The sequence below is a fragment of the Massilia sp. PAMC28688 genome (assembly GCF_019443445.1).
GTDB lineage: Bacteria > Pseudomonadota > Gammaproteobacteria > Burkholderiales > Burkholderiaceae_D > Telluria_A.
This window is the reverse complement of sequence record NZ_CP080378.1, coordinates 772,388-798,102: the sequence shown is the minus strand read 5'-3', so window position 1 is coordinate 798,102 and position 25,715 is coordinate 772,388. Positions and strand designations below refer to the sequence as shown.

The window sequence follows — 25,715 nt, the reverse complement described above, 5'->3', positions numbered from 1 at the left end:
CGTCAGTTCAGATACAAAGCTTCGGCGGACCACTTTTCCTGGAGATCGATCTGTGAGCACGGACCTGTCAGCAAAAACGCAACTCTGGAACGAAGACCTCGCGCCCACCACGGCGGCCCAGCGCACCTGGCTCTGGTATCACTTCGCGGCGCTGTGGGTGGGGATGGTGATGTGTATCCCGGCCTATACCCTGTCGGCCAGCTTGATCGAAGGCAGCATGTCCGCCTACCAGGCCGTGATCACGGTGTTCATTGCTAACACCATCGTGCTGGTGCCGATGCTCCTGATCGGCCACGCCGGAACCAAGTACGGCATTCCATACGCGGTGCTGGCCCGCGCTTCGTTCGGCACCGCCGGCGCCAAGCTGCCGGCGCTCATGCGCGCCATCGTCGCCTGCGGCTGGTACGGCATCCAGACCTGGTTTGGCGGCAGCATGATCTACACCCTGCTCGGTGTGATGATGGGTGGCGAGATCGGTGGCGACCGGATCGCCGGCCTGGGCATCAACGGCGCGCAGCTGGCGTGCTTTCTCGCCTTCTGGGCCATCCAGTTCTGGTACATCGTGCACGGCATGGAGTCGATCCGCAAGCTCGAAACCTGGACCGCGCCGCTCAAGATCCTGATCTGCTTCGTGCTGCTTGGCTGGGTGTACAACAAGGCGGGCGGCTTTGGCCCGCTGCTGGACCAGCCGTCCCAGTTCGTGGAGGGCGGCGCAAAAGCCGGCCAGTTCTGGAGTACCTTCTGGCCGTCGCTCACCGCCATGGTCGGCTTCTGGGCCACGCTGGCGCTGAACATCCCGGACTTCACGCGCTTTGCCAGGACCCAGCGCGACCAGATCATCGGCCAGTCGGTCGGACTGCCGGTGCCAATGGGCCTGCTGGCCATGCTGGCCGTGATCGTCACGTCGGCCACCGTGGTCTTGTACGGCAAGGCGATCTGGGACCCGGTGGACCTGGCCAGCCGCATGACCGGCGCGGCCGTGCTGATCGCCCTCATTGTGCTGCTGATCGATACCGTGTCGGTGAACCTGGCTGCCAACCTGGTGGGCCCGGCCTATGATTTCTCGGCCTTGTCGCCGCGCCACATTTCGTATCGCACGGGTGGCTATATCACGGCCGGCATCGCCCTCGTGATGATGCCCTGGAAAATCCTGGAATCGACCCAGGGCTACATCTTCACCTGGCTGATTGGCTACTCTGCGCTGCTTGGTCCCATTGCCGGGGTGCTGATTGTGGACTACTACCTGGTGCGCAGGACCGAACTCGATGTCGCCCAGCTGTATGTGGAAGATGGCGCCTATTCCTATGCCAGCGGCTGGAACATGGCGGCGATCATCGCTTTCGCGGCCGGTGTGCTGCCCAATATTCCCGGCTTCCTCAACGCCGCCTTCCCGGCCTCTTTCCAGGATGTCGGCGACGTGTTCAAGACGCTGTATACCTATGCATGGTTCGTCGGCATCGCCATTTCAGCGGTGGTGTACGGGGTTCTCATGAAGGGCAGGGCGGTACCGGTAATGCGCCCGGCCTGATCAATCATCTGGAGACGAAATTCATGACTACGATTATTCGCGGCGGCACGGTCGTCAATGCCGATTGCGCGTTCAAGGCTGATGTACTGATCGCCGACGGCAAGGTGGTGGCGGTGGGCGAGCAGCTCAGTTCCAGCGGTGCCACGGTGATTGACGCCAGCGGCCAGTATGTGATTCCCGGCGGGATCGATACCCACACCCACATGCAGCTGCCCTTCATGGGCACCGTGACGGCTGACGACTTCTTTACCGGGACCGCCGCCGGCCTGGCCGGCGGTACCACGACCATCATGGATTTCGTCATACCGGACCCGCAGCAGCCGCTGCTCGAGGCGTACCACACCTGGCGCGGCTGGGCTGCCAAGTCGGCTGGCGACTACACTTTCCACGTGGCGGTCACGTGGTGGGACGATTCGGTACACGCCGACATGGGGACGCTGGTGCGCGAGCACGGTGTCAACAGCTTCAAGCACTTCATGGCGTACAAGAATGCGATCATGGCGGACGACGAAACGCTGGTAAAGAGTTTTACCCGCGCGCTGGAGCTGGGCGCCATCCCCACGGTACACGCAGAGAACGGCGAGCTGGTATTCCAGCTGCAGCAGGACCTGCTGCGCAAGGGTATCACCGGTCCTGCCGCGCATCCCCTGTCGCGTCCACCGGAAGTGGAGGCCGAGGCGGCCAACCGGGCCATTGCCATTGCCAACGTGCTTGGCACGCCGCTGTACATCGTACACGTGTCCTGCGCGGAGTCGCTCGATAATATCGCCCGTGCCCGCGCCAAGGGTCAGCGCGTGTATGGTGAGGCGCTGGCCGGCCACCTGGTCATTGACGACAGCGTGTACCGCAGCCCGGACCTCGAATACGCGCGCGGCCACGTCATGAGTCCACCGTTTCGCGGCAAGCACCATCAGGCCGCGCTGTGGCAGGGGCTGCAGGGCGGGAACCTGCACACCACCGCCACCGACCATTGCACCTTCTGTGCAGAGCAAAAGGCGGCCGGCAAGGACGACTTCACGAAAATCCCGAATGGCTGCGGCGGCGTGGAAGACCGCATGTCGGTGGTGTGGGACGCCGGCGTCAACACCGGCAAGCTGACGCCCTCGGAATTTGTCAAAGTCACATCCACCAACGCCGCGCAGATTTTCAATATGTACCCACGCAAGGGCGTGATCGCGGTGGGTGCGGACGCCGACATCGTGGTCTGGGACCCGGACGGCACGCGCACCATCTCGGCCAGGACGCAGTTTGCCAAGGGCGGCTTCAACGTGTTTGAAGGGCGCACCGTGAAGGGCATCCCTACGTACACCCTCTCGGCCGGCAAGGTGGTATTCGAACGTGGCGATCTGCGCGCGGTGCAAGGCGCCGGCAAGCATATCGACCGCCCCGCATTCACGAAAATTCACGCCTGAACCCTGCAGAGGACTTATGAACGACTTGCGCATTAACGGCGAACGCCTGTGGGCTTCGCTGATGGAACTGGCAAAGATCGGCGCCACGCCAAAAGGCGGCGTCAAACGGCTGGCCCTCACGGACCTGGACAAGCAGGGGCGCGACCTGGTGGTTGGCTGGGCCAGGGAAGCGGGGCTGTCGATCACGGTCGACCAGATCGGCAATGTGTTCATGCGGCGCGAAGGTCGCGACCCTTCGCTGCCACCGGTGATGACGGGCAGTCATATCGACACCCAGCCAACTGGCGGGAAATTCGATGGCAACTATGGCGTTCTCGCGGGCCTGGAAGTTGTCCGCACCCTCAACGACAGGGGCATCGAAACCGAGGCGCCGCTGGAAGTGGCTTTCTGGACCAATGAGGAGGGCTCGCGCTTTGTGCCGGTGATGATGGGGTCGGGCGTGTTTTGCGGGGCTTTCAGCCTGGAGACTGCGTACGCTGCCCGGGACACGGAAGGCAAGACCGTGCGCGGCGAACTGGCGCGCATCGGCTACATGGGTGAACAGGTGCCCGGGCAGCACCCGATTGGCGCCTATTTTGAGACGCATATCGAGCAGGGTCCGGTGCTGGAAGACGCCGACAAGGTCATTGGCGTGGTTCCGGCCGTGATGGGACTGTCGTGGTACGACTGCGTGGTGACCGGCATGGAAGCGCATGCGGGGCCCACGCCCATGGGCTTGCGCAAGGACGCGCTGCAGGTGGCCACGCGCATCATGCAGGAAGTGGTGCAGATCGCAAACCGCTATCCGCCCTACGGACGGGGCACGGTCGGCATGGTGCAGGTATTCCCCAACAGCCGCAACGTGATTCCGGGTGAGGTCAAGTTCAGCATCGACCTGCGCAATGTGAACGATGAACTGCTCAACACGATGCACGAGGAGATGCTGGCCTTTATCGAGAAGACGCGTGCCGACTCGGGTCTTGCCATCACTATTGAACGCGTGTCCTACTATCCGCCATGCCCCTTCCATCCCGACTGCGTGGGCGCGGTGCGGGCCGCGACCGAAAAGCTGGGCTACACCACCATGGATGTCGTCTCGGGCGCCGGCCATGACGCCATTTACGCAGCGCGCCTGGCCCCATCCGGCATGATCTTCGTCCCCTGCAAGGATGGCATCAGCCATAACGAGATCGAAGACGCCAAGGCAGATCATCTCGAAGCAGGCTGCAATGTTCTACTGCACGCAATGCTCGACAGGGCAAGGGTGATCACCACGTAAATTCGTGTAAGTTCCGCACCAGAAATCTCGTCAGCGCAGTCCTACCGTGAGGCCCGCGCTGTGCTGATTCGTGCGCGCTGCCGAGCTTGTTAGCCTGATATCTTTCTAAAAGGGGACATCACATGCGCGCACTTACCTATCACGGCAGCCACGACGTCAAGGTTGACACCGTACCTGATCCGATTCTGCAGGAACCGGATGACATCTTGCTCAAGGTCACCGCCACTGCCATCTGCGGCTCGGACCTGCACATGTACCGCGGCAAGATCCCCGCCATGGAAAGCGGCGACATCCTCGGTCACGAGTTCATGGGTGAGGTGGTGGACGCCGGCCCCAACGTGACCGCGCTGCAGAAGGGCGACCGTGTCGTGGTGCCCTTCGTGATCGCTTGCGGCACCTGCTTTTTCTGCGACATGGAAGCGTTTGCCGCCTGCGAGAAGACCAATCCGGACCGCGGCTCCATCATGAACAAGAAGAAGCTGCGCTCGGGCGCGGCGCTGTTCGGCTTCAGCCACCTGTACGGCGGCATTCCGGGCGGCCAGGCCGAATACGTGCGTGTGCCCAAGGCGAACGTGGGGCCGATCAAGATCCCCATCACCCTCACCGACGAACAGGTGCTGTTCCTGTCCGACATCCTGCCAACGGGTTACCAGGCTGTGGTCAACACCGGTGTGGGGCAGGGCGGCAGTCTGGCGATTTTCGGTGCAGGCCCGGTTGGACAGATGGCTGCTGCTTCGGCGCGCATGCTGGGCATTGAAAAGATCTTCATGGTCGACCACCATCCGTTTCGCCTGGAGTTCGCACGTGAAAAGTATGGCGTCATCCCCGTCAACTTCGACGAGGTGGATGCAGCCGAATACATCGTCGAGAACACCGACTACCGGGGCGTGGATGCATCGATCGACGCTGTCGGTTTCGAAGCCAAGGGCAGCACGGTCGAAACGGTGATGACCAACATGAAGCTCGAAGGCAGCAGTGGCAAGACCCTGCGCCAGTGCATTGCCGCCACGCGCCGAGGCGGCACCATCAGCGTGCCGGGTCTGTATGCGGGATTCATCCACGGCTTCCTGTTTGGCGACGTATTTGAAAAAGGCTTGTCCTTCAAGACCGGGCAGACCCACGTACAGAAATACATGCCCGAGCTGCTGGAAGCGATCGAGGAAGGCAAGCTGCATCCCAACGAAATCATCTCGCATCGCCTGCCTCTGTCACAGGCGGCGGAGGGCTACAAGATGTTTGACCAGAAGGAAGACGAATGCCGCAAGGTCATCTTGACGCCTTAACGTCCTTATAGTCTCGTTTCAATTTCCTATTGCCAGGGTCAGACCACTTAAACGGGCCAAAATCAATTTCCTCGTGCCAGGGTCAGACCACTAATTGTCTATACGATTGGTGGTCTGACCCTGGTTTAGGGAAAGTATTTGCATAAGTTCCGGGGGCCGTGGACTTTTTTTGGGGCTAGAGGCCGACCTTGACCTGGTTGCGGCCGCTTTCTTTTGCCTGGTAGAGGGCGGCATCGGCGCGCGACAGGGCGCTGGCCACGCTGCGATCCCATGCACGCATGGCGCTTAATCCCACACTGACGCTCACGGCAAGGGAGGTGGCGCCGACCAGCAGCGGCGTTTCGGCCAGGCGCGCTCGCACCCGGTCGGCAAAGTTGAAGGCGTCGGAAATGTCGGCACCCGACAGGATCAGCGCAAATTCCTCGCCGCCGATGCGCCCGGCGGAATCGGCACGCCGCAGCTCCTGCTGCAATATGGCCGCGAAGTGGCACAGCACTGCGTCGCCCACCGCGTGGCCATGCTGGTCGTTGATGGCCTTGAAGTGATCCAGGTCGAACATCAGCACCGAAGCCGTGGCCCCGGCCTCGCGCTGCACGCGCGCCAGTTCCTGCTCCATGCGCGCCATGATGTGGCGCCGGTTGGGCAAACCGGTGAGAAAATCCGTGGCCGCCGCATCCTTGAGCTGCTGTTCCAGCAGCTTGTGCGGGGTGATGTCGGAAACAAAGCCGTGCCAAACGGTGCTGCCGTCGTCCAGCCTGCGCGGCGTCGCTTCGACTTCGCGCCAGCCTTCGCCCAGGTCCGGCAGGATGACCCGGAACTGCAGCCGCCAGCGTTCCAGTCCTACGCGCGAGTGCGCCAGGGTGCTGCGGTAAGTGTCGATATCGTCGGGGTGGATCACGCCTTCCACGAGGGAGGCGTCGGCCGACGCTGCCTGCGCGGTGATGCCGAAAATGGCTTCGATGCCGGCGCTGGCGTATGAATAATGCGCACTGCCGTCCGGTGCCATCTTGAACTGGTAGACCAGGCCAGGTACTTCATCGGTCAGGCGCGTGAGCAGGTCGGCGCAATCGCGCAGCTTTTCGGACAATGCGACCGTGCTGGAGATGTCGGTGGTGACTCCCGTCATGCGCAGCGGCTTGCCGTCGGCATCGCGCGACACCACCTTGCCACGGCTGATCACCCACTTGTAGCTGCCATCCTTGCACAGTACGCGGTGCTCGACGGCGTAGTTGTCGACCTGGTTGTCGAAGTGCGCGCTGATGGTGGCCTGCACCCCGGCCAGATCGTCCGGGTGCACCCGCAGGTAGCTGTCTTCGATACGGTCGCTGATGTCGTCGTCGCCATAGCCGAACATCGCCTTCCATGCGCTGGAGTAGACGATGCGGCCGCCAGGCACGTCACGGTCCCACACGCCGGTGCCGCTGTTGGCGACAGCCAGGGCGAGCAGCTCGGCTCCGAGGCTGCCTTGCATGTCGGCGGGAAGTTCGTTTGCCATGGCTTCACAGTGAGTATCTTCCTCCGAAAGATAGCATACTGATTCGCGGGCAGGAAGCCTAGGAGGGCACGAAAGAGCGCAGGAAGTCGAGCATGATGTGACCCGCCGTTTCGGCGTCGTCAAGACTAATGGTTTCAAGCCGGTGATGGCTGATGCCACCGTTACCGCAGCGGACGAACAGCATGGCGATGTCGGTCAGTGCGGCCATGGCCATGGCGTCGTGCCCGGCGCCGGATGCGAGGTCGAAGCGGGGCAGGCCACGACGGCTTACCGCCGCGCCCAGCTGGTCCATGAGCCACGGGGCGCACGGTGCCGCCGAAGCCGAGACAATTTGTTCCAACACGACGTCAACATGCCGGCGCGCGCAAATGGCACTGATGCCGCCCAGGATATCGCGTACCGCAGCCAGGCGCACGCTGTCGTCGCCGGAGCGGATGTCCAGCGAGAGCCGGCAGTGACCGGGGATGACGTTGACCGAGCCGTTGGGCACCTCCAGCTGCCCGACCGTGCCCACCAGCGACGGCACTTGTGCGCAGCGCTGCTCGACCAGCAGGACGATGTCGGCGGCCGCCGCGGCGGCGTCCTGGCGCATGGCCATGGGGGTGGTGCCGGCGTGGCCGGCCAGGCCGGTCAGTTCGACCAGGTAGCGCGAGCTGCCGGCAATGGCGGTCACGACGCCGGCAGCCAGGCCGCGCTCGAGCAGCACCGGACCCTGTTCGATGTGGATCTCGACGAAGGCGGCAATGTCCTCGGGCCGGCGCGCGATGTCGGCGATTGCGGCGACCCTGTGGCCAGCTGCCTTGAGCGCCTCGCGCATGGTGATGCCGATGGCGTCGGCGCGCTCAAGAAGCGCCATGTCGAAGCGGCCTGTGATTGCGTTACTGCCCAGGAAGGTGCTCCTGAACCGCACGCCTTCTTCTTCCGCAAAGCCGATCGCCTCCAGGTGGAAGGGCAGCCGTTCGCCGCGCGTGTGCAGGTGGCGCACGATGGCAATCGGCAGCAGGATGCCGAGCCGACCGTCGTACTTGCCGGCGTCCCTGACAGTATCGTAGTGGGAGCCGGTCATCAGCGTCTTGGCGGCCGGGTCGGCAGCCTCGTAGCGGCCGCAGACATTGCCCACCGCGTCAATCTGGACTTCCATGCCGGCCTCGCGCATCCACGCCGCCAGCTGGCCGGCTGTGCGCTGGTGGACCTGCGTCATGTACGAGCAGGTGAGGCCGTCGTCAGCTTCGCTCCAGGCGCCGATGATGTCGGCCCATTCCATGACCAGGGGACCGAAATCATGGGTGACCTGGAGCAGGTCGTTCAGGCGTAGTTCGGCAATGCGATGGATCTGGCGCAGGCACTCGGCCATCTCGGCCTGAGGATGGTGCCTGAAGCGGCGCGAAAAGGTATCGATGATGCCCTGGCGCGTGAGTCCCTTGCCATCGGGCCCCTTGACCGCGAGGATGAACGGGAAGCCGAATTTGGTGTTGTAGTCGCTGTTTAGCTTGTGCAGTACCGCGTATTCTTCGGCGCTGCACAGGTTCAGGCCGGACTTGGCCTGTTCCTGGGTAGATTCCTGCGTGAGCTCGCCGGCGATGGCCGCCTTGCCGGCCAGTTCCGGGTGGGCGCGGATCAGGCCGAGCTGTTCCTCCATGCTGGCCTGGTCGACCACTGTCTGCAGTGCGAACTTGAGCGCGGTGACACTGGCGAACGGCCGCTGCGCCGCGGCGCGCTCGGGAATCCAGGGCGAGTGCTCGTAAATCCCGCGCAGGGTGTCGACAAAGGCCGCTGTGTCAGCGCTGTTCAAATCCGAAAGAGTGGTCATGGAGGTATCCGATCATGCAAGCTGTGGATGATAGCGCCACCTGCGCGTCTGTTCATATGGCGCCACTGATATCTGTTATCGCTGTATCAGTGCCTTGGCCGCAGCGCTGACCTGGTCGCGCAGCCACTTGTGTTCCGGCGCCTGGTGCACGCGTTCGTGCCACAGCTGGTAAAAGCGCATGGGCGGGAACTTGACCGGCACCGTGAAGATCTTCAGGGGCAGCGATTTTTCATAGAACCGGATGAACTGGCGGCCGGTCGTGAGCACCAGGTCGGTCTGGGTGAGCATGTAGGGAATCAGGCCAAAGTAGGCCGATTCCACCGCCACCTTGCGCTGCAGGCCCTGGCGCTCCAGGTAGGCATCGATCACGCCGTGGTACCCGGGCAGCATCTGCGATGGGGCCACGTGCGGCAGGCTCAGATAGTCGTCCATGGTCATGGCCTGGGCATCGGTGCGCTTGGCATACGGGGCGTCGGCGCGCATGGCGCAGATGATGGGGTCTTCAAACAGCTTGGAAATGTGCAGGTGGGCGGGCGGCTCGTCCCAGTTGGCGATGACCAGGTCCATGTCGCCGTCCGAGAGCATGCGGATATAGTCAACGCCCGGCCCCAGGCTGTGGATCACCACCCGGCTGTTGGGCGAGCCACGGCGCAGCGCCGCCACGACATTGGGCAGGAACTGGCTGTCCAGGTAGTCGGGCGCGGCGATGTGGAAGGTGCGCGCTTCTTCCTGCGGCATGAAGGGCGACTTCTTGACAAACAGGCTTTCAGTCTCGTCAAGGATGCGCTTGGCCGGCTTGAGCAGGCTTTCGCCATGCTGGGTCGGCACCATGCCGCGCGCGCCGCGCACCAGCAATGGGTCGCCCGTCAGTTCGCGCAGCTTGCGCAGGGACGCCGATATCGACGGCTGGGGCTGGTTGAGCTTGAGCGCCACGCGCGACACGTTCTTTTCCACCAGCAGCAGGTACAGGATGCGGATCAGGTGCAGGTCGAGGTGTTGGGGGATGCTGGCCATACTGTGGGGTATATGAAACGAAGTATGTCGAATATACGCGATTTTTCATGTTGCAGGAGTGGAATCACGCTATCTTGCATAAAATCGCATCCCTATTTTCGCTGCTCGCGCAACAAGGAACCCCATGGAAGTGTTTGGATACCTGGTCCCCTACGGACTGGAATGGCTCAACCTCATCGTGCGCTGGCTGCACGTGATCACCGGTATCGCCTGGATTGGCGCCTCGTTCTACTTTGTCTGGCTCGACAACACCATCCGTCCGCCGGCGCCGGGCTCCGAGCTGGCAAGGAAGGGCGTGTCGGGCGAGCTGTGGGCCGTGCACGGCGGCGGCTTCTACAACCCGCAAAAGTACCTCAATGCGCCGCCGGAGCTGCCCGGGGAACTGCACTGGTTCAAATGGGAGGCGTATTCCACCTGGCTGTCGGGATTCGCGCTGCTCACCATCGTCTACTACTTCAACGCCCAGGCCATGATGGTCGACAAGGCAGTCGCTGACCTGTCCACCTTGCAGGCAGTGGGCATTGGCATCGGCAGCCTGGTGGTGGGGTGGACCGTGTACGATCTGCTGTGCCGCTCCAAACTGGGCAAGCATGACCTGGCGTTCGGCATCGTGATCTTCCTGTTCCTGACCGCGAGCGCCTATGTGCTCAATAAATACCTGAGCGGGCGCGCGGCCTACATTCACGTGGGCGCCATGATCGGTACCATGATGGTGGCCAATGTGCTGATGCTGATTATTCCTGGACAGCGCAAGATGGTGGCCGCCATGAGCGCCGGCCAGGTGCCCGATCCGGTTCACGGTCAGAAGGCCAAGCAGCGCAGTGTGCACAACAACTACTTCACGCTGCCGGTACTGTTCATCATGATCAGCAATCACTACGCGATGACGTACCGCCACGAGCACGCGTGGGCGGTGCTGGCCGTGATCATGGCCGCCGGCGTGTTGATCCGCCACTTCTTCAACCTGCGCCACAAGGGCCGCGTGGAGTGGCGCTATCCCGTCGCCGGTGTGGCACTGCTGCTTGGCCTGGCCATTGTGCTGGCGCCAAAAGCGCCGGTGGCTGCGGTGGCAGTGGCCAACCCGGAGGCGGAGTTTGCAAAGATCCAGTCCATCATGACCCAGCGCTGCGCCAGCTGCCACGCCGACAAGCCCACGCAGCCCGGCTTTGCCAGCGCACCGGCCGGGGTGATGCTGCATGATGGGGCGTCCATCGCCCAGAATGCCGCAAAAATCTATCAGCAGACCGTCCAGCTCAAGGCCATGCCGCTGGCGAACATGACCAACATGACCGACGCCGAACGCGCCCAGGTAGGCGCCTGGTTTGAAGCCGGCGCCAAACAACAGTAACAAGGATTGACATGCACAACCGTGAACGATTGACTGCCTGGATTGATGCGCACTTTGACGAGCAGGTCGCGTTCCTGCAGCGCGTGATCCAGACGCCCACCGATACCCCGCCGGGCAATAATGCGCCGCACGCGCAGCAGGTGGCGCAGATGGTGGAGGCCTTTGGCTGGACCGCCGAACAGCACGCGGTACCCGAACAGGCGGTACGCGACTATGGCATGCAGAGCATCACCAATCTCATCATCCGTCGCCCCTATGCAGAGGGCGGCCCCACGATCGCGCTCAATGCCCACGGCGACGTGGTGCCGCCAGGCGAAGGCTGGACCCATGCTCCGTATGGCGGCGAAATCGAAGACGGCTATATCTACGGCCGCGCCGCAGCGGTGTCCAAGTGCGATTTTTCCACCTATATTTTTGCGGTGCGTGCGCTCGAGGCGCTGGGCGTGACGCTCAAGGGAGGTCTGGAACTGCACTTCACGTACGATGAGGAATTCGGCGGCCTGCTGGGTCCCGGCTGGCTGCTCGAACAGAAGCTGACCAAGCCGGACCTGGTGATCGCCGCGGGCTTTAGCTACAACATCGTCACGGCGCACAACGCCTGCCTGCAGCTGGAGATTACGGTGCATGGCAAGTCGGGTCACGGCGCCATGCCGGAAACGGGCCACGATGCGCTGCAGGCAGCCACCAAAATCCTCAACGCGATTTACGGCCAGCTGCCGGAACTGAAGAAGATCAAGTCCAGCGTGGCCGGTATTGATTCTCCCACCATGCTCGTTGGCCGCATCGACGGCGGCACCAATACGAACGTGGTGCCTGGCAGGGTGGTCATGAAGATGGACCGCCGCATGATTCCCGATGAAGACCCGGTGCAGGTGGAAGCGCAGGTGCGCAAGCTGATCGAAGACGCGGTGAGCGGGCTGCCCGGCATTCGCCTTGAGATCCGGCGCCTGCTGCTGTCGCACGCACTGCGCCCGCTGCCGGGTTCGGACAAGCTGGTGGCCAGCCTGCAAAAGAACGGCCGCGAGATCATGGGCGAAGAAATCACCGCGCAGGGCACGCCGCTGTATGCCGATGCGCGCCTGTATGGCGAACATGGCATTCCGGCCGTGCTGTATGGCGCCGGACCGCGCACGGTGCCGGAGTCGAATGCGAAAAAGGCGGACGAGCGGCTGGCGCTCGATGACCTGCGCAAGGCGACCAAGGTGGTGGCCCTGACACTGCTCGATCTGCTGGAGGGGTAATCCGCGCGCCAGGCGCCGCCGGCAAGAACGTCGTCCAGCGAAGACACCGGACGACGTTTTTTTTTATGGCTTGAGCGTGCGCTCGAACAGCTGGTAGATGCGGCGGTACTGGTCGTACCAGCTCTCAGGCTGCACGAAGGAATGCTTCTCCAGCGGGTAGCTGGCCAGTTCCCAGTGATCCTTTTTCAGCTCGATCAGGCGCTGGGCGAGACGCACCGAGTCCTGATAGAACACGTTATCGTCCACCATGCCGTGCGAGATCAGGAGATGCCCCTGCAGCTTGTCCGCGTATTCGATGGGCGAGGACTTGCGGTAGGCTTCCGGGTCCAGGTCCGGCGTGTTGAGGATGTTGGCCGTGTACTCGTGGTTATAGGTGGTCCAGTCGGTAACAGGACGCAGGGCGGCACCGGCCTTGAACATCTCGGGCTTGCGCATGAGCGCCATGAAGGTCATGAAGCCACCGTAGCTGCCGCCGTACACGCCGACGTTTTTCAGGTCGCCCTGGTGATTGGCGGCCATCCAGTTCACGCCATCGACATAGTCTTCCAGCTCCGGGAATCCCATCTGGCGGTAGATGGCCGTGCGCCAGTCACGCCCGTAGCCCTTGGATGCGCGGTAGTCCATGTCCAGCACGATGTAGCCTTTCTCCACCAGCAGGTTGTGGAACATCTGCTCGCGGAAGTACACGGGATAGCGCTTGCTCACGTTCTGCAAATAGCCGGCGCCATGGACGAACATCACGATCGGGTACTTCCTGCCCGGCTCCAGCACGGCGGGGCGATACAGCTTGGCCCAGACGACGCCGGCACCGTGGGTCGAGGGAACGGCCACAAACTGCGGCTCGATCCACTGGCGCTGTTTGAATTCTGCTGTGCGGGTGTCGGTCAGCATGGTGGCCGCGCCGCCGGCAGTGCTCACCGTGGCCAACTGGGTCGGCATGTAGCTTGACGAGTAATGCACCAGCAGGCGCTTCTCGTCCGGCGACAGGGCAAACTGCTCCACACCCTGCAGGGCAGTGACCTTGCGCAGTGCCGCGTCGCGGGTGCTCACGGCGCACACTTCGTAGGTTCCCGGGTTGTCGGGATTGCACAGCATGTAGGCACTGCTGCCGTCGCCGGTCCAGGTGATGTTGGTAGCTTCCCATTTGCCCCGGGTCAGTGGCCGTGCGCGGCCATCGGCACCGCGCGTGTACAGGTGCGAGTAGCCGCTTTCCTCGGACAGATACCACAAGGTGCTGTTATCTGGCAGCCAGCCGAATTCGTTGTTGCTCGAATTGATCCAGGCCGGGTCGGTGGCGCGGTGGACCGGCTTGAGCGTGGCCGCGTCAAGGTCGACCGTGGCAATCCAGCGGTCCTTGTTGTCCACCGCGCGCAGCAGGACGGCGAGGCCGGTGCCGCTGGCGTTCCATTGGAGCGATCCGGTTTCGTCATCGATGCGCAGCACGCGCTGGCCTTTTTGCGGGGGCAGCTTCTGCGCCTGGCGCAGCGCGGCCAGCGGATCGGTGCTGATGCCGGGCAGGCTGTCGTATGCCAGGTCGGTGACCTTGCGCGTGGCGAGGTTGATCAGCTTGAGCGTCTGCCCTTGCGGCATGTTGCGGCCCACGCGCGGGCGCTGGTCTTCAAACTCTTCATAGCCCGATTCGGTCACGTAGCGCGGCAGCTTGCCGATGCGGCCTTTCTCGGCGGTCACGGGACTGGTCACCAGGATCAAAAAGCGCCCGTCGGGCGACAGGGCGCTGGCATCGATGGTGAGCTTGTCGCCCAGGTAGATGGGAGCGGGGGCGCGGGTGGGATCGGCGCGGCGTTCTTCCTCGGCCCGGTCGCGCGTGGCGTCGCGCTCTTCCTTCTGGCGCTTGAGGGTGGAGATCAGGCGCAATTGCATCTCGCGCAGGGCGTCGTCGTCTGGCGCGGCCGCGGGGTCCTTGGTGGCGCGCACCTGGGCCACGGGCGAAATCAGGCGGTCGGCGCGGTTCCAGCTGAGCCACTCATGATTGACGCGAAATTGCACGCTGCGGCCATCGGCGGAATACTGGGGCGCGGCCAGGCCGGTGCTGCCGCGCGTGATCTGGACCAGCTCACCTGTCTTGAGGTCGCGCTCGAACAGGTCGCCATTGCGCAACATGACGCTGCGGGTTCGGTCGCGGTTGTAGACCACGCGTTCGCTATCGAGCCGGCCCAGCTCCGTGTCGGCGACCAGACGCGGCTGGCCTGGCACGGCCTGGTAGATGTCGCGCAGCTGCGACTGCGTGCGCTTCTGTTTATAGAAAATCTGCTTGCCGTCCCAGCTCCACCAGGCCGATTCGACCGGCGTGCCGATCCAGTCCGGGTGAGCCATGGCCTGGTCAAGGGTAATGGGGGTAACAGCCGCGGCAGGGGTAAGCCACAAGGCGGAAAGAAAGGGAAGGGCAAGGAATCGCATGTTGTCTCGGTGGTTGGCCTGCTGTTGCAAGAGCGCATTCTAGCGCAGGCAGTGACAGCCGAAACAGTGAAGGAAAAGAATATTAACGGGCGGTAAATACAACAACATCGGCGCGTGGCCGATGTTGTGACAGGCTTTGGATGGAGCCCTTCAGGCGTTCGGCTCGTCGCGGGCAGGCCTGGCGCCATTGCGCACCAGGTCGACCAGGCGGTAAGCCATCCAGCCGGCCGTGATCGCGCCAGGCAGATATGCAACAAATTCCATGCTCAGCCCCGCGAAGCGAGTTGGCGCAGTTCAGCTGCCAGGCTTGGCTGCATGTCCTGGTAGTCATTGGCCATACGAATCAGGCGCATGTGGTTGCGGGCACGGGCGCGCTCCGACACGGCAGGCTTGACGACCGCGTCCTGCGGCACAAACTGGCGTTCCTGCGCAGCAAACAACGCGCGGGCCAGGTTGCGCGCTGCCACGCCGACATCGCGCAGGTAGCTACGCAGTGACGAAGTCGAGTGGTAAGTGGCGGTAGTCATTTGCATTTCCCTGTCTATACATTTGTTGATGAAGTGAAGTATAGAAGTGATTCGCCCATAAAGAAAATTTTGATTTGTGATGCCTCGCATAAGCCAGGTGAATATCTTTCCAGTGCCCATCACCGGCAAAAATAAGGGATATGCGATTTCCCGATAGTAATCAAAATTTCCATGAAAAAAGTGCCACGCCCCGGCCGAATGTAGGCTTGCCGCCGCCTGAGCGGCTACCTGAACCGATTGTCCTTGTCAAAAATTTAGCAATTTAAGTCAACAATGCCGGACGTGTCTCATTTGCAGTGGATGGTTGACCCCTTCCCATGGCAGAGCTAGCCTGACTTTTGCGCACCGCGACGCAACGCCTGCAGTACCGGCGCCCATCCACAGCAGCACTCTTCCTGGAGATCACATGAAATTGCAAACGTCCTTGCTGGCCGCGTCAATGGCCGCCTTGCCACTGCTGGCTGCTCCATCCGCACATGCTGCGGCGCCGCTGATGGGTGGACCGGTGTCGCAGTCCGCTGCCGAAAATGCATCCGTCATCAGCACACTCATGTCGCAGCGCGCGCGCAACGCTCTGAGCAGCCATCATGGCTTTGCCATGGCGTCGCGCCATCCCGGGGAAGCCGGCACCAGCATTGCCCGCTTCAACCACACCTACAAGGGTGTGCGCGTGTACGGCTCCGAATCTGTGGTGGTGACGGGAGCGCGTGGCAAGATCGTCAGCGAGTCCGCCTCCGACCGCCGCGCCGGGCTTGGCCGCCAGGGCGACCTCGATGTCACTCCTGCCATCAGCAGTGGCAAGGCCATTGCGCTGGCCTCTGCCAGCGCCCCGAATGGTACTGCGATCGATCCGCCCAGCGCCGAACTGCTGGTCTACCCGATCATGAAGGATGTGCGCCTGCCTTCGGCGGCACGCAAGGCCGAGAGCGAACTCAATGCCCTCGATGTGGAGGAAGTGGTGGACCGGTACGTGCTGGCGTACCTGGTCAAGACGCGTACGCAAAAGGGTCAGCAGCGCGTCTTCCGCGACACCATCGTCAACGCCAGGACCGGCGCCGTGATCGAGCAGTGGGACGCGCTGCAGACCGTCGCAGGCACGGGACTTAGCCAGTACAACGGCAGCGTGCCGCTCAACACCACCCTGTCCGGCTCGACCTATTCGATGATCGACCCCTCGCGCGGGGCCCGCGGCCTGTACGGCGGCATGGCCATCACCAACGCCAATCACACCTCGTCGGCCGGTGCCGTGTACACCAATGCCACCAATACGTGGGGTGATGGCAAGCAGTACATCGCCGGCAGCAGCACCACCAACGCCAACGGGCAGACCGCTGCCGTCAATGCCATGTGGGGCTTGATGAATACCTACGACATGTACAAGAACACGCTCGGCTGGCAGTCGCTGGATGGCCAGAATACTGCCACCTACATCGCCGTCCACGTCAACACTGCCTACGATAATGCGTACTACAGCGACGGCTGCAAGTGCATGTTCATCGGCGATGGCGGCACCTATTTCACCGACCTCGGTTCGATCGACGTGATCGGCCACGAAATGTCGCACGGTGTCACTGCGGCCACGTCCAACCTGGCCTACCGCGGCGAATCGGGCGGCCTCAATGAGTCGCATTCGGATATTGGCGGCGAAGTCACCGAGGCCTATGCGCGCGCCGGCGGTACCGGCACCATCATCCCCAGCACTGGCAACGACTGGATGACCGGCAAGGAGATCGCCAGGGACGGCATCCCGCTGCGCTACATGTACAAGCCGAGCAAGGATGGCCGCAGCGCCGACGCCTGGAGCCGCTCGCTCAAGCGTCTGGATGTCCACTACAGCAGCGGTCCGAATAACCGCATGTTCTACTTCCTGTCGCAAGGCTCCAGCGCCGTGTCCAGCAGCGACTACCACAGCCGCTACCTGACCAAGGCGCCGCTGGCGATGACGGGCATTGGCAGCGACAAGGCATTTCGCATCTGGTTCAAGGCCCTGAGCACCAAGTTCACCTCGTCGACCAACTATGCCGATGCGCGCAGCAAGGTCCTGGCAGCAGCGCAGGAACTATATGGCGTGGGCAGCCGCGAGGCCATTGCCGTGCAGCGCGCTTATGCGGCCATCAACGTGGGCCTGGACGTGGCTGAATAACTTGGCCACGCGCGTGCAAGGCCCGGGCACTGGAGCGCCGCCCGGGCGGTGCTGATGGACGCTTGGGAGCAGGCGTGGGGTACTCAGGCGCCGCCTGTCAGGACTGTTCCGCCCCGGGGTGGTCCGCATCTTCTCCACGCTGAATGAACGCCGATGCTGCCAGGTCCTCCGGATAATCGATATCGCGCAGGATCCCTGGATCATTGGTGTCCACTTCCAGCACGGGCCAGGTGCGCAGCAGGGCCCGCGCACCCTGGTCGCCGGTCAGGTCCAGCAGCCTTGCGGCATGGTGGGCACTGAAGGCGACTGGGTTGCCGCGCTGTCCCCGGTACACCGGCACGGCGATATCCGCACCGGCTTCGACTGCCTCGGCCAGGCGGGCAACGGTGAGCGCCTGCACATGGGGCATGTCGGCCAGGGCGATCACCCATCCACTGGCGTCGCCAGGGGCACGGCGCAGGGCGTGCGTCAGCGAGGCCGCCATGCCGCTGCCGGCGTCGGCGCACACCGTTACCGCGCACCCGTGCTGCGCGAGCACCCTGGCCAGCGGGCCGTCCTCGGCCACCACCGCGATGACCTGCGGCAGGGCAGAACGCAGCGCCCGTGCACTGGCCCCGGCCACGGTTTGTCCGTCCGGCAGGGCCGCCAGGAGCTTGTGCTGCTTACCTGTCGCATCGAAGCGCCGCCCACGGCCGGCAGCCAGCAAAATCCCCGTAATCGCCATCTGCCCCTCCTTTGTCATCGCGCCATTCCCAGTCTACACGCACACGCAATGCTAACGTCCGTCACGCTTGCTTGTTTTTTTTGTATGATGTCTGTCATGGACAGTATCGACTTCGACGTAATCAGGACCGCCCACGGCTGGCTGGGCGCCGGGCACCGCTGCGAGCTGGTGACGGTGGTGCGCACCTGGGGATCGAGTCCGCGCCCGATTGGCGCCATGCTGGCCATCCGCGATGACGGGCGCGTGATCGGATCGGTATCGGGCGGCTGTATTGAAGATGAACTCATCGAACGGGTACGCGTCCATGGCATCACGCGCAGCGTGCCTGAAATCCTCACCTTCGGCATCAGCGCCGATGATGCCCACCGCTTCGGACTACCCTGCGGCGGCACCATCGAGCTGGCGGTGGAACCACTGTCGGCCGCCAGCGCCATGGACGAACTGCTCTCGCGACTGGACCGGCACGAATTGCTGGCGCGCCGGCTCGATCTGCGCAGCGGCCAGGTCACGCTGTCGGCGGCCGCGCCTGGCGCTGTCCAGACCAGGACCGGCGAGGCGCTCATTACCATTCACGGGCCACGCTGGCGCCTGTTTATCATCGGTGCCGGACCGCTGTCGCGCTTTCTGGCGCAGATTGCCACCGGCATGGACTACGCGGTCACGGTGTGCGATCCGCGCGAAGAGTATCGCGCCGAATGGGATGTTCCCGGCGTCAGCCTGCTGCACGCCATGCCGGACGACGTGATCACCGATGCCGCGCTCGACGCGCGCAGCGCCGTGGTGGCGCTCACCCATGACCCCAAGCTCGATGATCTGGCGCTCATGGAAGCGCTGCGCTCGGAAGCGTTCTACGTGGGCGCCATCGGCTCGCGTGTCAACAACGCCAAGCGCCGCGCGCGCCTGAAATATTTTGACCTGACCGACGCCCAGATAGCGCGCCTGCATGCGCCCATTGGCCTGTACATCGGCAGCAAGACGCCGGCCGAAATCGCGATCTCGATTCTCGCCGAGCTGACCGCCGTGAAGAACGGCGTGGCCGCCGAGCTGCTGGTGACCCACACCGGCGCACTGGAAAGCCTGCCGAACCCTCAGAAAGCGCGCCTCCCGGTACGCTCCCAACCCTAGGACACCCGACCCGTGACCATGACAAGCCCATCCTGCCCCACCTATCCGGTCAGCCTGACCGTCAATGGCCAGCCCCGGCAACTGCAAGTGGAGAGCTGGGTCAGCCTGCTCGACCTGCTGCGCGAACAGCTTTCGCTGACCGGCACCAAGAAGGGCTGCGATCATGGCCAGTGCGGGGCCTGCACGGTGCTGGTGGACGGACGGCGCGTGAACGCCTGCCTGACGCTGGCGCTGATGAACCAGGGCCGCGAGATCGTTACCGTGGAGGGCCTGGCCCAGAGTGAAGAACTGCACCCGCTGCAGCGCGCCTTTATCGCCTGCGACGCTTTCCAGTGCGGCTATTGCACGCCCGGGCAGCTGTGCTCCGCAGTGGGCCTGATCAAGGAAGGGCAGGCGTCCAGCGCGGCCGAGGTACGTGAACTCATGAGCGGCAATATCTGCCGCTGTGGCGCCTATCCGCAGATCGTGCAGGCTGTGACACAGGTCATGCAGCTGCCGCAGCGGCACGACAATCCCGACCGCCCACACGTTCCTGGCACGGTGCCGGCATGAATCCATTTTCCTGGCAAGCCTGCGATTCGGTGGACGCGGCCACCGGCGCCCTCAATGAACACACCAAGGCCGTTGCAGGCGGCACCAACCTGCTGGACCTGATGAAGGCCGGTGTGATGCGCCCCCCGGCGCTGGCCCATGTCGCCGGCCTGCCCCTGGCGGCCATCGAGGACGATGGCGCTGGTGGACTGCGCCTGGGCGCGACGGCGCACAATGCCGATACGGCCTACCACCTTCTGGTGCGCGAGCGCTACCCGCTGCTGACGGCGGCCATCCTGGCCGGGGCCTCGCCCCAGATCCGCAACATGGCAACCAACGGCGGCAACCTGCTGCAGCGCACGCGCTGCCACTATTTTTACGATACCGCTGTCGCCTGCAACAAGCGCTCGCCAGGCAGCGGCTGCGCGGCCATTGGCGGGCTGACGCGCTATCACGCCATCCTGGGCGCGAGCGAACATTGCATCGCCACCCATCCTTCGGACATGTGCGTGGCGCTGGCGGCGCTGGACGCGGTGGTGCATGTAAGGTCGGTGCGCGGCGCACGCGCGATTGCCTTTCAAGACTTCCATCGCCTGCCTGGCGACCATCCGGAGCAGGACAGCACGCTCGCTGCCGATGAACTGATCACGCACATTGCGCTGCCCGATGCGTCGCGCTTCGTGAACAATTCGGTGTATCTCAAGTTCCGCGACCGCGCCTCGTACGCCTTTGCGCTGGTGTCGGCGGCGGCGGCCCTGGACGTAGGCGCTGACGGCATCGTGCGCGATGCGCGCGTGGCCCTGGGGGGCGTGGCCCACAAGCCGTGGAGGATGCGCGCGGCCGAACTGGCGCTCATTGGCGAGACGGCCACCCTGCCCAACTTTGAAAAGGTGGCCGACCTGCTGCTTGCAGGCGCGGTGCCCCAGCGCGACAACGCTTTCAAGCTCAGCATGGCGCGCCGCGCCGTTGTGCGCGCCCTGGAACAGGCCCTGAACGGCACCATCGACAACACCGACGCGGGAGAACAGCATGAGTGATCTGATTGCAGCGCTGCGCACGCCGGTGGCCGAAGCGGGAACCGGCGAGGTGGCCATCGGCACCCCTGTGCAGCGCATTGATGGCCGTGCCAAGGTCACCGGCCAGGCGGGCTACGCGGCCGAATATCCGGCCGACGGTATGCTGTACGGCGTGATTGTCAACAGCCCCGTTGCCAAGGGCCGCCTGCGCCACCTTGGCGTGGATGCGGCCCTGGCCGTGCCGGGCGTGGTGGACGTGATGACGCATGAGAACCGGCCCCGCATCAGCCGCTTCGACCTGTTTTACAAGGACATGACCGCGCCTCCGGGCTCACCCTTCCGCCCCTTGTACGACGACCAGATCATCTACAGCGGCCAGCCGGTGGCACTGGTCCTGGCGTCGACCTTCGAGGCGGCGCGCCATGGCGCGGCCCTGGTGACGGTGGAAGTGGCAGCCGAAGCGCATGAAACCGACCTGCTGTCGCAGCTGCACCGCCAGCGCAATCCCAGGGGCATGCGGGTGGGCTTCGCGCCACCGCCCAAGCCAAAGGGCAAGCCGGACGAGATGTTTCAGAAGGCACCGTTCAAGGTCGATGGCAGCTACTACAGCGGGGCCGAACATCACAACCCCATGGAGCTGTTTGCCACCACTGTCATTCGCGCCAGCGACGGCCACCTGACCATTTACGACAAGACCCAGGGTTCACAGAACAGCCGCTGGTATGTCTCGCATGTATTTGGCCTGGCGCGCGACAAGGTCACGGTACGCAATCCCTTTGTGGGCGGCGCCTTCGGATCGGGCCTGCGCCCGCAGCACAACCTGCCGCTGGCGGTCATGGCCTCGCTCAAGCATGCCTGCTCGGTGCGGGTCGTGATGACGCGCCAGCAGATGTTCACCTTCGGCCATCGGGCCGAAAACCTGCAGCGCGTGCGGCTGGCGGCCAACCCGGACGGCGCCCTGCAGGCCATCCTGCACGAAGCGGCCAGCGAAACCTCGCGCATCGAAGACCACGTGGAAGTGGTGGTCAACTGGTCCGGCATGCTGTACGCCTGCGATCATATCAAGCTCGATTACAAGCTGGTGCCGCTCGACCGCCACAGTCCCATGGACATGCGCGGACCAGGGGCAGCGCACGGCCTGCATGCCCTGGAAGTGGCCATGGATGAACTGTCGTACCAGCTCAATATGGACCCGCTGGCACTGCGCCTGAAAAACTACGCGGAGCTTGACCCGAGCAGCGGCAAGCCTTACTCGAGCAAGACGCTGCGCAGCTGTTACGAACTGGGCGCGGCGCGCTTTGGCTGGGACAAGCGCCCGCTGGCGCCGCGTTCCATGCGCGAGGGCCGCGAGTGGGTTGGCTGGGGCATGGCGACCGGCATGTGGGATGCGCTGCAGCTGTTTGCACGCGCCAGCGCCAGGCTCGACGCCGAGGGCCGCCTGGTGGTGAGCAGCGCGGCCAGCGATATCGGTACCGGCACCTATACCGCCATGGCCATGATTGCGGCGGCCACCATGGGAATGCCGCTGGAGCAGGTGCAGTTCCAGCTGGGCGACTCCACGCTGCCGGTGGCCCCGGTGGAGGGCGGCTCGTCGCATGTCTCCACGGTCGGCTCGGCGGTGGAAAGCGCATGCAACAAGCTGAAGAAGCGCCTGTTCGCGCTGGCCCGCCAGCTGCCTGGCACCCCGCTGGGCAAGGCCAGACTGGCCGACATGGAATGGTGCGGCGGCCAGCTGCGCGTGGCCGCGCATCCGCAACGGTCGGTGGCGCTGGCCGACATCGTGCGCCTTTCGGGGCTGGACCAGGTCGAAGAAAAATTCATGCTGCTGCCGGCGGCCCTCAAGCAGCGCAAATTCGTGCGCGCCACCCATTCAGCCGTATTCTGCGAAGTGCGGGTGGATGACGATTTTGGCACGGTGCGCGTCACGCGCGTGGTCAGCGCGGTGGACGCCGGCCGCATCATCAACCCCATGGCGGCGCGCAGCCAGATCATTGGCGGGGTGGTGTGGGGGATCAGCCAAGCGTTGCATGAAGAAACCCTGACCGACCACCGGCTCGGCAAAATCATGAACGACAATTTGGCCGATTACCACGTGAGCGTGAACGCCGATATCCACGACATCGACGTCATTTTCGCCGAGGCCAATGACCAGGTGGTCAGCCAGCTGGGGGCCAAGGGCGTGGGCGAGATCGGGCAGATCGGCGTGGCGGCGGCGGTGGCCAATGCCATTTATCACGCGGTCGGCCGTCGGGTGCGCAGTTTGCCCATGACGCCCGACAAGGTCATGCGCGAGTGAGTTGGCGAGAGCGCCTGCTAATACGGATTGAAATACGGGATCAGGATGGCAGCGAGCATGCCGGCCAGGGCCACAAGCGGCGCGGTGGCTGCGGCAAGATAGACGCCCGCCGAGTTCGGGGCCGGTGGCGGGCCATGGCGGTTCGGGCCGTCACTGCCCGGTGGAAACAGCAGGATGAAACCGGCCACAATGTGGACAAACGGAATCAGCGTGAGGAGGGACCAGCCCCACGGCGCGTCCATGTCCTGCAGGCGGCGGCGCGCGAACAGGAAGGAATACGTGACCGACAGGGCCAGGCCGGCGCCCCTTTCAATCATGGGCATGTAGAAAGCGCTGGCCGGATGGGCCGCGCGCAGGTACAGGCCAAACATGCCAATGATGAGCGCGACGGCCGTATGCGCGCCGGTCAGGTAAGCGAGGTAGCGCAGGCGGCCGATCCGGCCATTGAATGTCCAGAACGATGGCACCGGCGCCTGCCCCGCCGGCAACAAGCTGGCGCGCGGCGCCGCGTAGGCATTGGTCATTGCACTCTCCCATGAGACTGAGGCGGCCATGCTACGTCAAAGACATGCATGCCGTCCTGTCGTTCTTCACGCGCACTGTCCGAGATTGACGTTTTCATGTTGCCGGCTAAATCCAGCGCAATTCGCCGGGGTGCACGGGAACTTCGGCGCCTCACTGTCTGCACGAAGGTCCGCTTGGCCGATGCAGCCTGCAGACTCCCTTTGCACCACGGTGGCACGAGACATGGGACAATCGGGCCAGGCACCGTGCACGGGTTGGGGAACAAGGAGAGGAACGTATGCTGAGGGAATACGGTTTTCATGCCGGCCGCGCCGCATGCACCCGAATGATGACGCGCCAGGCGCACGCAGGCGCCTGACATGCTGGCCTCGCTACCCATCCTGGTTGTGCTGGCACTGATGATCGGCATGCGTGCCTCTGCCGCGCGGGCCGGCTTTGCCGGTCTGGCTGTCGCTGTGTGGCTCGCGTGGTGGCAGTTCGGACTTGGCACTACCGTCATGCCGCACATGGGCAGGTTCGGCAGTGTCGGCGGCGCGCTGGCCGAGGCAAGTCTCATTGCCATCACCATCCTGTGGATTATTTTCCCCGCGCTGTGCATCCATGAATTGCAAACGCGTAACGGTGGCATGGATGTGCTGCGTCAGGCGCTGGGCCGGGTCACGGGCGACCCGCGCATCATGGCGCTGCTGGTCGCGTGGTTTTTTGTGCTGTTTATCGAGGGTGCTGCCGGGTTCGGCACGTCGGTGGCGCTGGCCGCCCCCTTCCTGGTCAGCGCAGGGTTCGGGCGTGTCGCCGCCGTGAGCATTGCGCTGATCGGGCACGCTGTCGGCGTTTCCTTCGGCGCCGTCGGCACACCGGTCCTGCCCCAGGTCGCTGCAACCGGCTTCAGCGCCCTGGAACTGGCCGGCGCGACCGCGTCCTACCACGTGCTGCTGGGGTGGATCATGCCACTGGCGGTGATGCTGCTGGCCGCGCGCGCTCTGCCCGGCGGGGTGCGCTCGGCGCCACTGTGGGGATGGGCACTCTTTGCAGCGAACTGTTTCCTGCTGCCTTACTATCTGCTGGCGCGTTTCGTCGGCCCCGAGCTGCCCACCCTGGGTGGCGCCTTGCTGGGCGCATTGCTGTTTGCCGGTGTGCTCCGGCTCGTGCGCGGCGCGCCGACGCAAACGGAAGCGCCAGGGAGCGGCAAGGCACTGCTGCGGGCGGGCGCGCCGTACCTGCTGTTGATTGCCTTGGTGCTCGGCACGCGTTTGCTCCCGAGTATCAAGGCCCAGCTCTCCTCTGTCGTGCTGTCCTGGTCGTTCTCGCCATTTAGCGCGAGCATGCAGGTGCTCTATCATCCCGGGACGATGCTGCTGGCCAGCTTTTTATTGTCAGCGCTCCTCACCCGGACCCCCTTATCCATGCTGACCTCGGTCATGACGGCGGTCGCCCTGCGCCTGTTGCCGGTGTGCGCGGCCCTGCTGGCAATGCTCGGCCTGTCCCGGGTAATGGTGCATGCCGGCATGATCGATACGCTGGCCGCCACCGCTGCCGCCAGTGCCGGCACCATGTGGCCGCTGTTTGCCCCGGCAATTGGTGTGCTGGGTACCTTCGTGACCGGCTCGGCAACGGCGTCCAACATCCTGCTGACCGAGTTCCAGGTGGAAACGGCGCGCCGGCTTGGCCTGTCCGTGCTGGGCGCGGGGGCGGCGCAGGGATTTGGCGCGGCCGTTGGCAACATCATTTGCCCGCACAATATCGTCGCTGCCAGCGCCACAGTCGATCTGGTCGGGCGCGAGGGGGAGATATTGCGCCAGACGGCATTGGTCACGTTTGCCTATTGCGCGCTGGGGGGACTGGCGGGATTGCTGCTGTTTGCGTGAGGAAGCGCGGCCCTGTGGTCGGGGTGAGAGGATTCGAACCTCCGGCCTCTGCGTCCCGAACGCAGCGCTCTACCAGGCTGAGCCACACCCCGTGTCCATCCATTCTAGACCCATCTTTCGATAAAAGCTTCCCCTCTGTATTGACGAGTTGACATT

19 protein-coding genes and 1 tRNA gene are annotated in these 25,715 nt (G+C 63.9%); 12 read left to right on the top strand and 8 right to left on the bottom strand.

Annotation, left to right across the window (positions count from 1 at the left end; all coding sequences use genetic code 11):
* The first annotated feature begins 52 nt into the window (after nt 1–52).
* The 4 genes from KY495_RS03490 (at nt 53) to KY495_RS03475 (ending at nt 5,481) form a co-directional block, all read left to right on the top strand.
* Entirely contained in the window at nt 53–1,528 is a 1,476-nt protein-coding gene (locus tag KY495_RS03490; RefSeq protein ID WP_219882373.1) for an NCS1 family nucleobase:cation symporter-1, read from the top strand.
* 23 nt (nt 1,529–1,551) lie between these two features.
* Nucleotides 1,552–2,940, top strand: a complete 1,389-nt coding sequence (gene hydA, locus KY495_RS03485) for a dihydropyrimidinase (protein ID WP_219882372.1) — start codon at nt 1,552–1,554, stop codon at nt 2,938–2,940.
* 16 nt (nt 2,941–2,956) lie between these two features.
* The gene (locus KY495_RS03480; protein ID WP_219882371.1) at nt 2,957–4,198 is read left to right on the top strand and encodes a Zn-dependent hydrolase; all 1,242 of its coding nucleotides are present in this window, start codon (nt 2,957–2,959) and stop codon (nt 4,196–4,198) included.
* 122 nt (nt 4,199–4,320) lie between these two features.
* The gene (locus KY495_RS03475; RefSeq protein WP_219882370.1) at nt 4,321–5,481 is read left to right on the top strand and encodes a zinc-dependent alcohol dehydrogenase; all 1,161 of its coding nucleotides are present in this window, start codon (nt 4,321–4,323) and stop codon (nt 5,479–5,481) included.
* 175 nt (nt 5,482–5,656) lie between these two features.
* Here KY495_RS03475 and KY495_RS03470 read toward each other — a convergent pair whose 3' ends face one another.
* The 3 genes from KY495_RS03470 to KY495_RS03460 all read right to left on the bottom strand — a co-directional run bounded on the left by KY495_RS03470 (nt 5,657) and on the right by KY495_RS03460 (nt 9,800).
* A complete protein-coding gene (locus tag KY495_RS03470; RefSeq protein ID WP_229518487.1) occupies nt 5,657–6,976 on the bottom strand; it encodes a sensor domain-containing diguanylate cyclase in 1,320 nt (439 codons plus the stop codon).
* A 58-nt stretch (nt 6,977–7,034) separates the two neighbouring features.
* Complete coding sequence (locus tag KY495_RS03465; protein WP_219882369.1) at nt 7,035–8,786, bottom strand: allantoate amidohydrolase; 1,752 nt, start codon at nt 8,784–8,786, stop codon at nt 7,035–7,037.
* A gap of 75 nt (nt 8,787–8,861) precedes the next feature.
* Nucleotides 8,862–9,800: a LysR substrate-binding domain-containing protein gene (locus KY495_RS03460; RefSeq protein WP_219882368.1), complete on the bottom strand. Its 939-nt coding sequence runs from the start codon at nt 9,798–9,800 to the stop codon at nt 8,862–8,864.
* Nucleotides 9,801–9,924: 124 nt separating this feature from the next.
* Between KY495_RS03460 and KY495_RS03455 the strand changes: the two genes are divergently transcribed.
* Together KY495_RS03455 and KY495_RS03450 are read left to right on the top strand one after the other, a co-directional pair.
* Nucleotides 9,925–11,148: a urate hydroxylase PuuD gene (locus KY495_RS03455; RefSeq protein ID WP_219882367.1), complete on the top strand. Its 1,224-nt coding sequence runs from the start codon at nt 9,925–9,927 to the stop codon at nt 11,146–11,148.
* 11 nt (nt 11,149–11,159) lie between these two features.
* Entirely contained in the window at nt 11,160–12,389 is a 1,230-nt protein-coding gene (locus KY495_RS03450) for a M20/M25/M40 family metallo-hydrolase (protein WP_219882366.1), read from the top strand.
* Between the two features lie 63 nt (nt 12,390–12,452).
* Here the strand turns inward: KY495_RS03450 and KY495_RS03445 are convergent, their stop codons facing one another.
* Entirely contained in the window at nt 12,453–14,723 is a 2,271-nt protein-coding gene (locus tag KY495_RS03445) for a prolyl oligopeptidase family serine peptidase (RefSeq protein ID WP_219882365.1), read from the bottom strand.
* A 350-nt stretch (nt 14,724–15,073) separates the two neighbouring features.
* Complete coding sequence (locus tag KY495_RS03440) at nt 15,074–15,334, bottom strand: hypothetical protein (protein ID WP_219882364.1); 261 nt, start codon at nt 15,332–15,334, stop codon at nt 15,074–15,076.
* A gap of 406 nt (nt 15,335–15,740) precedes the next feature.
* On the opposite strand from KY495_RS03440, the gene KY495_RS03435 reads away from it, so the two are divergent.
* Entirely contained in the window at nt 15,741–17,477 is a 1,737-nt protein-coding gene (locus KY495_RS03435; RefSeq protein ID WP_219882363.1) for a M4 family metallopeptidase, read from the top strand.
* Nucleotides 17,478–17,574: 97 nt separating this feature from the next.
* Here the strand turns inward: KY495_RS03435 and KY495_RS03430 are convergent, their stop codons facing one another.
* Nucleotides 17,575–18,201, bottom strand: a complete 627-nt coding sequence (locus KY495_RS03430) for an NTP transferase domain-containing protein (protein ID WP_219882362.1) — start codon at nt 18,199–18,201, stop codon at nt 17,575–17,577.
* 96 nt (nt 18,202–18,297) lie between these two features.
* Here KY495_RS03430 and KY495_RS03425 point away from each other — a divergent pair, with 96 nt between their 5' ends.
* The 4 genes from KY495_RS03425 to KY495_RS03410 are packed head-to-tail and all read left to right on the top strand — an operon-like array spanning nt 18,298 to nt 23,169.
* Nucleotides 18,298–19,326 carry an XdhC family protein gene (locus KY495_RS03425; protein WP_219882361.1) on the top strand — a complete coding sequence of 343 codons (1,029 nt, stop codon included), beginning with the start codon at nt 18,298–18,300 and terminating at the stop codon, nt 19,324–19,326.
* Nucleotides 19,327–19,344: 18 nt separating this feature from the next.
* Nucleotides 19,345–19,878, top strand: coding sequence for a (2Fe-2S)-binding protein (locus KY495_RS03420; RefSeq protein ID WP_219882360.1), 534 nt, complete (start codon nt 19,345–19,347; stop codon nt 19,876–19,878).
* A complete protein-coding gene (locus KY495_RS03415; RefSeq protein ID WP_219882359.1) occupies nt 19,875–20,894 on the top strand; it encodes a xanthine dehydrogenase family protein subunit M in 1,020 nt (339 codons plus the stop codon). The genes KY495_RS03420 and KY495_RS03415 overlap by 4 nt, the downstream gene beginning before the upstream one ends.
* Entirely contained in the window at nt 20,887–23,169 is a 2,283-nt protein-coding gene (locus tag KY495_RS03410) for a xanthine dehydrogenase family protein molybdopterin-binding subunit (RefSeq protein ID WP_219882358.1), read from the top strand. Before KY495_RS03415 ends, KY495_RS03410 begins: the two co-directional genes overlap by 8 nt.
* Nucleotides 23,170–23,186: 17 nt before the next feature.
* On the opposite strand, the gene KY495_RS03405 is transcribed toward KY495_RS03410, so the two are convergent.
* Nucleotides 23,187–23,693, bottom strand: a complete 507-nt coding sequence (locus tag KY495_RS03405; RefSeq protein ID WP_219882357.1) for a DUF805 domain-containing protein — start codon at nt 23,691–23,693, stop codon at nt 23,187–23,189.
* A gap of 360 nt (nt 23,694–24,053) precedes the next feature.
* Here KY495_RS03405 and KY495_RS03400 point away from each other — a divergent pair, with 360 nt between their 5' ends.
* Nucleotides 24,054–25,559: an L-lactate permease gene (locus KY495_RS03400; RefSeq protein ID WP_219882356.1), complete on the top strand. Its 1,506-nt coding sequence runs from the start codon at nt 24,054–24,056 to the stop codon at nt 25,557–25,559.
* A gap of 15 nt (nt 25,560–25,574) precedes the next feature.
* Here KY495_RS03400 and KY495_RS03395 read toward each other — a convergent pair.
* Nucleotides 25,575–25,651 (bottom strand) — tRNA-Pro (locus KY495_RS03395).
* Between the last annotated feature and the right edge of the window lie 64 nt (nt 25,652–25,715).